General features: G+C 67.9%; 9 protein-coding genes. 2 read left to right on the top strand and 7 right to left on the bottom strand.

Translation table 11 applies throughout. The annotated features are described in order from the left end of the window. Positions 1-506: 506 nt before the first annotated feature. Genes VI08_RS19545 through VI08_RS19560 form a run of 4 tightly spaced genes read right to left on the bottom strand, consistent with a single transcriptional unit; the run spans position 507 to position 3,998 of the window. Positions 507-1,097 carry a PqiC family protein gene (locus VI08_RS19545; RefSeq protein WP_045831315.1) on the bottom strand — a complete coding sequence of 197 codons (591 nt, stop codon included), beginning with the start codon at positions 1,095-1,097 and terminating at the stop codon, positions 507-509. Continuing rightward, the gene (locus VI08_RS19550; protein WP_045831316.1) at positions 1,094-2,773 is read right to left on the bottom strand and encodes an intermembrane transport protein PqiB; all 1,680 of its coding nucleotides are present in this window, start codon (positions 2,771-2,773) and stop codon (positions 1,094-1,096) included. Before VI08_RS19550 ends, VI08_RS19545 begins: the two co-directional genes overlap by 4 nt. Then, the gene (locus VI08_RS19555; protein WP_045831317.1) at positions 2,770-3,390 is read right to left on the bottom strand and encodes a paraquat-inducible protein A; all 621 of its coding nucleotides are present in this window, start codon (positions 3,388-3,390) and stop codon (positions 2,770-2,772) included. Before VI08_RS19555 ends, VI08_RS19550 begins: the two co-directional genes overlap by 4 nt. After that, positions 3,387-3,998 (bottom strand): paraquat-inducible protein A, encoded by a 612-nt coding sequence (locus VI08_RS19560; protein ID WP_045831322.1) that lies wholly within the window; start codon positions 3,996-3,998, stop codon positions 3,387-3,389. The genes VI08_RS19555 and VI08_RS19560 overlap by 4 nt, the downstream gene beginning before the upstream one ends. A gap of 166 nt (positions 3,999-4,164) precedes the next feature. Here VI08_RS19560 and trxA point away from each other — a divergent pair, with 166 nt between their 5' ends. Continuing rightward, complete coding sequence (trxA, locus tag VI08_RS19565; RefSeq protein WP_045831318.1) at positions 4,165-5,040, top strand: thioredoxin; 876 nt, start codon at positions 4,165-4,167, stop codon at positions 5,038-5,040. Between the two features lie 97 nt (positions 5,041-5,137). Here the strand turns inward: trxA and VI08_RS19570 are convergent, their stop codons facing one another. Together VI08_RS19570 and VI08_RS19575 are read right to left on the bottom strand one after the other, a co-directional pair. Next, positions 5,138-7,156, bottom strand: coding sequence for a beta-L-arabinofuranosidase domain-containing protein (locus VI08_RS19570; protein WP_198149012.1), 2,019 nt, complete (start codon positions 7,154-7,156; stop codon positions 5,138-5,140). Between the two features lie 55 nt (positions 7,157-7,211). Beyond that, entirely contained in the window at positions 7,212-7,661 is a 450-nt protein-coding gene (locus VI08_RS19575) for a DUF4442 domain-containing protein (RefSeq protein ID WP_045831319.1), read from the bottom strand. A 130-nt stretch (positions 7,662-7,791) separates the two neighbouring features. Between VI08_RS19575 and VI08_RS19580 the strand changes: the two genes are divergently transcribed. After that, on the top strand, positions 7,792-9,669 hold the full coding sequence (locus VI08_RS19580) for a M61 family metallopeptidase (protein WP_045831320.1): 1,878 nt from the start codon (positions 7,792-7,794) through the stop codon (positions 9,667-9,669). Between the two features lie 77 nt (positions 9,670-9,746). Here the strand turns inward: VI08_RS19580 and VI08_RS19585 are convergent. After that, positions 9,747-10,433 (bottom strand): sensor histidine kinase (locus tag VI08_RS19585; RefSeq protein WP_045831321.1); only part of this gene is annotated, 687 nt, incomplete at its 5' end.

Consider the following 10,433-nt stretch of genomic DNA (forward strand, 5'->3'; position numbering starts at 1 on the left):
GTTGCGCGGCCCTCCGCTCATGTCGGCCCCAGGGGCCCACCCGCCGCCGAGTCCACACGTTGCGGTTCGTGCAGCAAAAGCGGGGCCTGAGGCGAGCCGTTCCTTGCGATACGTACAAGCGCAAAGTGACAGCCACGGCGTCAAGGAAAGTCTGCATGGGCTCAACCGATCGCGGCGCGCGGACGATTCACGGGCGTGCTCCGTCGAGCCAGCATGTCTCTTTACGCGGGGCGCACCGGGCGGCTGGGCGAGCGTTTCGCCATGAGGCACTGGCTTGTGCCACACGAAGCTGTGCGCATCGGTTCGGGGGCGGGCAGGCCCTTGGGGCCGACATGAGCGGAGGGCCGCCATGCGCAACGGTTATCGCGACGGAGGACCTACGGCCCGGTCCGCAGGTCCGCGACTGGCGGCACCAAGGGCCTGCCCGCCCCCGACTCGCCACACCCTACAAGCCCAAGGCGGCGCAAGCCGCTCAACACATGCATTCGCGCTAGCGAATGAACCGCCTAGCGGCAGGCGGCGGGCTGGCCGTTGGCTACCGAGCGGGCGGCCGCGGCTACCTGGTCGGACAGTTGGCCGATGGCGCGCTGGTGTGCTTCCACCAACGTGTCATAACTGCCACCCGCCGGCTCGACCACGCGCGACGCGCAGTTCGCCGATTGCGCATCCGTACGCACCGACCACGCCGCCTCCAGCGTGGCATTGCCGCCCAGCTCCGAATCGAAACGGCGCACATCCACCTGCACCCGCACCACCTTCGCATCCTTGCCCCGCGGCAGGCCGTGGATATCGTGCGTGCCCAGGCGGCTGGACAGGTCGGCGGCCAGCGCCGTGCGGATTTCATCGCCCAGCGGCGACGCCCAGCGCTCGCCGTCGAGCACGTTCACCGACGAGCTGCCCGAGCGCAACACCATCGACGGCTGGTCGACCTGCGGGGGGACGCCCACCGCCTGCACATCGATGGCGAACGGCGCCACGGTGGCCGACGGCGCGGTGGCCGGCGGCACCAGGGTGTGGAAATGCACCGGGGCCGACGAGCACGCGGCGAGCGCCGTGGCGAGCAGGGCCGACGCGGCGTGGCGGGTGTACTTCATCATGGCTGACCTTCCTTGCCCTGCTTCGGGGACGACGGCGCGGTGGCCGGCGGCGGTGCGTCGGCGCCACGGCCGCGCAACAGCGCCTCCGGGTGGCGGCCCAGGTAATCGGTGAAAGCGCGCACGGAGCGCACCGTGCGCTGCAGTTCTTCCAGCGTGTTGGCGATGTTCTGCTGCAAGGGCGAGTTCTCGCTCAGCGCGTCGTTGGCCGTGCCCACCGTGTGGTTCACGCCCTGCAGGGTCTTCTTCGCCTCGGGCAGCAGGTCGGTGTTCACCGAGTGCAGCGTGCCCTTCAGTTCCTTCAGGCTGCCGTCGAGGTTCTTGCCGATGGAATCGAACGGGATCTTCTCCACCTTGTCGACGATGCTGGAGAGCTGTTCCTGCAGGTGGTCGAAGTCACCCGCCACCGTGGGCACCTCGAGCGGCTTGGCGTTCGGGTCGAGCGTGGCCTTCGGCGCCTTCGGGTCGAAGTCCATGGCGATGTAGAGCTGGCCGGTGAGCAGGTTGCCGGAACGCGCCTGCGCACGGATGCCGTGCTCGACCAGGCCCTTCATGATGCGCGGGAACAGCGTCTCTTCGTCGCCGCCCAGCACCTGGGCCAGCTTTTCATGGGCCTTGCCCAGGCGCTGCGGGTAGACCAGCGCACCCACGATGACCGGGAAGGTCTTCTTCACCGGGTCGTAGTCGAGGTTCACCGACACCACCTTGCCCACCTTCACGCCCAGCATCTCGACCGGGGCGTCGACGTTGAGGCCGCGCAGCGAGTGCTCGAAGCGCATGCGGATGTAGCGCGGCTTGCCATCGGGCGGCGCCAGCGCGGTGGCCTGGTCGCCGAACAGGGTGTATTCGCTCATCTCCGGCGCGGGGCTTTCGTCGTGCGGGCCCAGCGGATCGGAGAAGGCCACGCCGCCCGCGACCACGGTGGCGAGCGACTGGGTGTTCAACTTCAGGCCATCGGCGCCGAGCGATACGTCCACGCCGCTGGCGTTCCAGAAGCGGGAATCCTTGGTGACGAACCGGTCGTTGGGGCCATCGATGAACAGTTGCAGCGAGACACCCTTGCCATCCTTGTCGAGCTCGTACGAGACGATGCGGCCCACCTGGATGCGGCGGAAATACACCGGCGAGCCGATGTCGAGCGAGCCCAGGTCGCCCGTGTGCAGCTGGAAGCGACGGCCCGGCGCGCCGTGGGTGACGGCGGGCGGGGTTTCCAGGCCGGTGAAGTCGCTCTGGTCGTCGTCGGACGTGCCGGTATCCGCGCCGATGAAGGCGCCCGAGAGCAGGGTGTCGAAGCCCGAAACGCCACCCGCGCCGATGCGCGGGCGCACCACCCAGTAGCGGGTGCCCTTGGTGGCGAACTCCGAGGCGTTCTTTTCCAGGTCGACCACCACCTTGACGTGGGTGCGGTCCTTGGAGAGCCGCATGCCGGTGACCTTGCCGATCACGACGTTCTTGTACTTCACCTGGGTCTTGCCGGTCTCGATGCCTTCGCCGGTGAGGAAGGTGACCGTGATCTGCGGGCCGGCGGAGACGAAGTGGTTGACCAGCAACGAGATGCCCACCAGCGCGGCCACGATGGGCACCAGCCAGATGAGGGAGACGCCCATCTTCGAGCGGCGCACCTCCGGTTGGGGCAGGTCGTCGCCTTCGGGCTTGTTTCCGTCTTGGGTATCGCTCATTGCGCTTTCCTTTTGTCCCAGATCAGGCGGGGATCGAAACTCATCGCCGCCAGCATCGTCAGCACCACGACGATGCCGAAATAGATCACACCGGGTAGCGGCTCGACGCGCGAGAGCACCTTGAAGTGCACCAGCGCGGAGAGGATCGCCACCACGAACACGTCCAGCATCGACCAGTAACCCACCAGCTCGACGAAACGGTACAGCTTGGCGCGCTGCCGGGGGCCATAGCCACTGGCGCGCTGCACGGATACCAGCAGGTAGCCCATGATGCAGAACTTCAGCACGGGCACCACGATGGACGCCGTGAAGACGATGATGGCGAGGTCGGGCGAGCCGTTGCGCCACAGCTCGAACACGCCGCTGAGGATGGTGTTGTCATCCTTCGAGAACAGGCTCTGCGTCCGCATGATGGGGAACAGGTTGGCCGGCAGGTAGAAGATGGCCGCGGCTACCAGGAATGCCCAGGCGCGGGCGACGCTGCCGGTTTTACGCGGGTGCAGCGGGTTGTGGCACCGCGGGCAGTGGGCGTGCGGGTCCTCGCTGTAGGTGGTGACGAGGCGGCACACGTGGCAGCCCATCATGCCCAGGTCCTGGGCGCGCGGCAGTTCGCTCACCGGCGCACCTCCTTCGTCTGCTCCCAGAGGTTGCGCGGGTCGTGGCTGGCGAACACGGTGATCAACAGGGTGAGGAACCCGAAGGCCCATACGCCGGCGCCCGGCACCACGTCGAAATAGGTGTGCGCTTTCACCACCGCCACCAGCACGCCGAGCATGAACACCTCGATCATGCTCCACGGCTTGACCTTCACCAGCGTGGACATGGCCATGCCGAACCCGGGTGCCCGCTCGCCGCGCCGGGCGAACAGCAGCACCCACCCGAACAGGGTGATCTGGACGAGGGGGAAGAAGAACAGCGTGAGCGCCGTGAGCGCGGCGACGATCTGGGCGCCATCGTTCCACATCGCGATGACCGCGCCCCACAAGGTGGTGTCGGCGAGCATGCCCGAGAAGCCCAGGGTGACGATGGGCGAGACGTTGGCGATGACGAACACGATGGCCGCGGCCATGATGAGGGCGAACTGCGCATCGATGCCCAGCCACTGGTGGCGCTCGAGCACGGCCCCGCAATTGACGCAGCGCGCCACCTCGCCGCGCGCGAGGTGGCGCCGCCGGTAGACGGTGTCGCAGTGCTCGCAGATGATGAGGTCAGGGGCTTTTTGCATGCACGCCGGCGATGGAAGGCCGGTATGGCCCATGGCATATGATCGCAAATCCGCGTAAACGGCGCATGATGGCGCGCGGCGGGCCGCTGGCCGGCCGCCCCGGGCTTGATATGCTGCGCCATTCCCCCGATCTAGGGGTGACCCCATCCGCCCCAAGGAGCCTTACGTGAGCAGCGCCCAGACCCCCAGTGCCCATGTCTTCGATGCAACCACGGCGGGTTTCGAGAAGGACGTGATCCAGGCCTCGCTGGATACCCCCATCCTCGTCGACCTGTGGGCGGAGTGGTGCGCCCCCTGCAAGACGCTGGGCCCCATGCTCGAGAAGCTGGCCGTGGAATACGACGGCGCGTTCCGGCTGGCGAAAATCGACGTGGAAGCCGAGCAGCAGCTGGCCGCCATGTTCGGCGTGCGCAGCATCCCCACCGTGGTGCTCATCCGCGATGGCCAGATGGCCGATGGGTTCGCGGGCGCCCTCCCCGAGGCCCAGCTGCGTGAGTTCCTCACCCGCAACGGCATCGTCCCGGGCGATGGGTCGGCGAATGACGCCGAGGTGTTCGACGCCGAGCCGGAAACGCCCGAGGACGCGATCAACCGCCTGCAGCAGGCCATCGCCGCCGACCCCGGCCAGGCGGAGCTGAAGCTCGAGCTGGCCGGCGCCCTGCTGCGTGCCGGGCAGGTCGACCCGGCCCAGGCCGAGCTCGACGCCCTGCCCGCCAACCTCGCCACCGATACCCGCGCCACGCGCCTGCGCAGCCAGCTCGACCTGGCCCGCGCCCTCGCCGGCGCCCCATCCCTGGCCGAGCTGCGCCAGCGGGTCGACGCCAATGGCGACGACTGGGAAGCCCGCGACCTGCTGGGCGTGCGCCTGCTCATCGAGGGCGATGCCCCGGCCGGCCTCGACCAGTTCCTGGACATTCTTAAGCGCCAGCGCGACTGGCACGATGGCCAGGCGAAGAAGCGCCTGCTGGCGGCCTTCGCCACGTTGGACGACGCCGACGTCGTCGGCAGCTACCGCCGCAAGATGGCGTCGCTGGTTTTCTAAAGTGCACGGGACGTACGTGTAGGAGCCCACACCCGTGGGCGACAGCCTATCGCGAAGAGCGGTCGCCCACGGGTGTGGGCTCCTACATTGAGGTGTTTCAGGCAGGCATCGGCGGGAACGCCGTGATGCGTAGCTTCGCGCCCGCGTAGGGCACCAGCTTCAGCGTCGTGACCGGCTCGGTCGTGATCGCCACCTGTTCCGGCACCGGGTCCGCCACGCCCTCTTCCGCTTTCCACGCCACCGGCCGCCCACGCACGCTGAGCGTCACCGCAGGGGTGCCACCTGCGAACGGCACCTTGCCAATGGGGTGCTCCTCGGCCGTGGCCTCCGGCGCCACGCCGTAGTTCCACGCCGTGGTGGGATACACCTGCCAATCGTTGGTGAGGCCACGCGGGCGCCACTTCACCCATGCCTCGCCGATGGGCAACGAGAACACGAGAGGGCCACGCAGGAACGTCACCGCGTTGTTGAAGCCACGCTCGGTGAGCACCTCGGCGGGGAACGAGAGCGCGATGCGGTCGCCGGGCTTCCACGTGCGGTCGATGGTATGGAAACCGGCGCCAGCCTTCACGGCCACCGCTTCGCCATTGACCTTGACCACCGGCTGCCTGCACCACGCCGGGATACGCACGCGCAGCGGGAACGCCACCGCCTGCGCCGGCTGCACCGTGATGGCGACATCGCCGCGGAACGGGTAATCGGTGGCCTGGTCGATGCGGACGGGCACGTCGCGCACCACGGTTGAAACCTCGCACGGCGCGTACACCGTGGCGGCGAGGCCCTTGTCGCTGGTCGCCATCCACAGCGCCGCCGTGAGCTTGGGCCAGCCCTGGTGGAAGTTGGCCGTGCAGCAGCCGAAGTGCGGGTCGAGGCCGAACAGGTTGGCTTCGGGCCCGTTGGTAGTCCATGGGCGGCGGTGCAGGCTCACTTCCACCTGGTTCGGCTGCTGGTCGTACTGGTGTGCCCACATGTCGTCGGTGAACGTGCCCGGCAACGCGTTGTACGCGATCCGTTCGATGCGATCGCCCAGCACGGCATCGCCGGTGATCGCCAGCGACATCTCCAGGGAGTACATGGCCTCGACCACCGTGCACAGTTCCACGCCCTGCGAGGGGCTGCGCCCGGCGAGGTGCTCGTCGCACGAGAACATGCCATTGGGCAGGCCATGGTACGTATCGAGCATGGCCAGCTGGTGGTGGATGGCGGCGCGATCGTCCGCGCTGCGCGATACCAGCGACCATACCGGCGAGGCCTTCAGCGCCTGGCCATTGTTCACGCCGTGCACCTGCAGGCCATCGTCGACCATGAACACGTCCTCGCCCTTGCGCTTCGCTTCCAGCGCCTTGACGTCCACTTTCTCCTTGAACGAGAAGTTGGCGAACATGCCCTGCCAGTCGTAGCCCTGCTTTTTAAGCAGGTGCGCGAGTTCGATGAGTTTCGGGTCCTGCGTGCGCGTGTACAGCCACAGCACCACCGCCACTTCATCCTGCCAGCGCATGCGGCCCCAGTCGCGCAGGGGGCGCTCGGGCATGGCCTGCAGCTGGTAGTGGAAGTAGTTCGTCATGAACGGCACGACGCGCGCATCGCCGGTGAGCTCCTGGTACTGCGCCAGCACCTTCAGCATCACCATGCGCGGCCACCAGTCGTCGTTGCTGCGTGGGCCGAACATGCCATTGGGCTGCGCGCTGCCGAGCGTCCAGTCGATGAAGCGCTGGGCCTTCGCCTTCAGCGGCGCGGAATCGAGCTGCCACGCGAGCGGCAGCAAGCCGTCGAGGAAGTACGGGCCGCGCTCCCACGACTCGCCCTTGCCACCCAGCCAGCCGCTCTCGGGGCCGAGATCGGGCCAGGTCTCGTCAACATGCCCGCCCAGGCCATTGGCCTGGATCTCGAGTTGGCGGCGCAGCCAGCCGGCCGGCTTGATGGCGCCCGCTGGCAGGAGCTGGAGTGGCTGCGGGGCAAGCGGCGCGGGCGGGAACAACGGCGCGGCAGGCACCGCCTTGCCCGAGGCGCCGGAGGCGCTGGCGGCGGCCATGGCGCCCAGCGGCACGAACGATGCCAGCGTGCCCATGGCGGAGGCGCGCAGGAACGCGCGGCGGCGGTTGGCGGTGTCACCCATCGTTCGAGGTCCCGTGTGGCCTGGCCCCCGATACTGGCAGGCGTGGCCCGCCGCGTCACCCCTTGGGCTTCTTCTTCCTCACGTAAAGCTGCTTGCGCACGGTGGCGATGAGCTCGCCGCCCGCCGTGCGGATATCGGTCTCGAACCAGCGCAGGTGCTTCTGGCCGTCCGCGCATTCGGCGCGAATCTCATCCAGCATGGTGTCCTCGACGTGGAATTCCGCATAGACGTCTTCACGGCCAGGTGCCACGAAGCGGATCTCGCCGGCCTGGTCCCAGACGATGTAATCGTTGCCAAGGCTCTTCAGCACCATGATCATCCAGAACGGATCGGTCATGGAAAACAGGTTGCCGCCGAACTGGGTGCGCACGTAGTTGCGGTTGTACCAGGCCAGCTTGAGCTTCACCCGGGCATGGCGGTAGTCGTCGAACCGGACCACGCGGATGCCGGCGAACAGGAACGGGGGCCACGCGTTGAGGATGCGGCGGAGGGTGGTTGCTTTCATGCGGGCATCGTAACGGCCGCCCCCGTCGCGACGTAGCCCCCCGTTTCAAACGCCCGTGACCTCTGGCATATACGTCGCCGGGCCATCCGGTTCCACCATCGGGGCTTCATCCGCCGCCGGGAACCACCCCATGCGCCTTGCCCTTCGCCGTGCCTCGCTTGCCACCGCCATCGCGCTGGCCACCTCCCCCGCCGCCTTCGCCGCCGCGCAGGATCTCCCGGCCCCGGTCGACCAGCCGTACAAGGGCAACCTGGCCGTCACGGTCGACCTCACCGACCAGGCCCGCCACCTGCTGCACGTGCGCGAGAGCATCCCGGTCTCCCCGGGCCACGTCATCCTTTATTACCCGAAGTGGATCCCCGGCGAGCACGGCCCCAGCGGCCCGTTGTCGAACGTGGCCGGCTTCACCGTCACGGCCAACGGCAAGAAGATACCGTGGCGTCGCGACCTGAAGGAGATGTTCGCGTTCCATGTCGACGTGCCCGAAGGCGTCGACAAGCTCGACCTCAGCTTCGATTACCTCGACTCGGCCACGCCGCACTACATCCCGCTCGAGTTCAACGAGGTGTCGTTCTACCCGGCCGGCTACTACACCAGCCGCATCATGATCGAGCCGACGGTGAAGCTGCCCGCCGGCTGGAAGTTCGCGACGGCGCTCGAGACCGCCTCGCAGTCGGGCGATACCGTCACGTTCAAGCCAGTGAGCTACGAGAACTTCGTCGATTCCCCGCTCATCGCCGGCCAGTACTTCAACCGCGTGGACCTGGCGCCCGGCCAGTCGGTGCCCGTGCACCTCGATATCGTGGGCGAGACGGCCGAGAGCGTGAAGATCACCGACAAGCAGATCACGCCGCAGCGCAACCTCGTGGTGCAGGCGAACAAGCTGTTCGGCGCGCACCACTACGGCCACTACGATTTCCTGCTCGTGGTCTCCGACCACACGGGGCATTTCGGGCTCGAGCACCACCAGTCGAGCGACGACCGCCTGTTCGCCAACTTCCTCACCGACCCGAAGGTGCACACCGCCGCCGGCACGCTGCTGCCGCACGAATACATCCACTCGTGGAACGGCAAGTTCCGCCGCCCGGCCGACCTTTGGACGCCGACGTTCACCGAGCCGATGCAGGACGACCTGCTGTGGGTGTACGAAGGCCTCACCGACTATTTCGCCGGCGTGCTGACAGCGCGCTCGGGCATCTGGACCACCGACCAGTGGCGCGACAGCCTGGCCTCCATCGCCGCAGACATGGGCGCCCGCACCGGCCGCCAGTGGCGCTCGCTGCAGGACACGGCCGATGGCATCCCGCTCTCGTCGCGCGGCAGCAGCGGCTGGCTGAACTTCCGCCGCAGCTCTGATTACTACCCGGAAGGCCAGATGCTGTGGCTGGACGTGGACACGAAGATCCGCGACCTCTCAGGCGGCAAGCACACGCTCGATGATTTCGCCAAGGCGTTCTACGGCATGGACAACGGCAGCTACGTGCCCAAGACCTACACCTTCGAGGACGTGGTGGGCACGCTCAACAGCGTGCAGCCGTACGACTGGGCGAAGTTCCTGCGCGAGCGCCTCGACTACACCGGCGACACCATGCCCGAGAAGGGCATCGAAGGCGGTGGCTGGAAGCTCGCGTTCGACGACAAGCCGTCGGATATCTTCGCCACGCAGGAAAAGATCCGCAAAGCCACCAGCCTCGCCTACTCGCTCGGCATCACGGTGACCGACAAGGGCGAAGTGCGCGATGCGCAGTGGGAAGGCGCCGCGGCCAAGGCGGGACTGGTGCCTGGGGTGACCATCGTGGCCGTCAACGGCAAGGATTTCTCAGGCCAGGTGCTGAAGGACGCCATCACCGACGCGAAAAACACCACCACGCCCATCGAGTTCCTGGTGAAGAACGTGGACGACTACCAGACCGTGAAGGTGGATTACCACGGCGGCCTGAAGTACCCGCACCTGGTGCGCGGCGAAGGCAAGGACCTGATTGGCGCCATTGCCACGCCGAAGAAGTAACCGAACCGCCTCTGTAGGAGCCCACCCCCGTGGGCGACAGTGTTTTGCGAAGAGCTGTCGCCCACGGGTGTGGGCTCCTACACGGGCGGCTGGCCGCTTAGCGGTAGCGTCACCACCACGCGCAACCCACGCCCGCCAGGCCCTTCGAGTAGCTCGACCGACGCGCCGTGCAGCTCGGCGGCGCGCTGCACGATCGACAGGCCCAGGCCGTAGCCATCGCCTTGCGTATCGCTGCCGCGCTCGAAGCGGCCGAACAGGCGCGCGCGGCGTTCCGGTGGGATACCGGGGCCATCGTCCAGCACCTGCAGCATGGCGTGGCCATCGCGCCGCCCCACTGATAGCGTGACGAGGCCACCACGCGGCGCGTGCCGGAACGCGTTGTCGAGCAGGTTGCGCAGCAAGGCACCCAGCGCCGTCGCATAGCCCTCGACGGTGAGCCCTTCCTCGAGGTGGTCGATCGCAAGCTCCACGTTGCCGCGCGCGATCACGGGCGAGAGTTCCTCGACCACGTCCAGCGCCAGCGCAGCGAGGTCGATGCGCGCACGCGGGCCCGATGCCGCGCCCGCCTCGAGCCGTGCCAGCGCCAGCAGCTGCTCCGTGCGCCGCGCCAGCGAGACCAGGCATTCGCGCGCCGCCTGCAACGCGGCCTGCGCCTCGTCCGGCCGGGCCGAGGCGAGCGCGTTCTCGAGGTTGATCATGGTCGAGGCCAGCGGCGTGCGCAGCTCGTGCGCCACATCGGCGCTGAAGCGGCGCTCGCGCTCCAG

Source organism: Luteibacter yeojuensis (assembly GCF_000964085.1).
GTDB lineage: Bacteria > Pseudomonadota > Gammaproteobacteria > Xanthomonadales > Rhodanobacteraceae > Luteibacter > Luteibacter yeojuensis_A.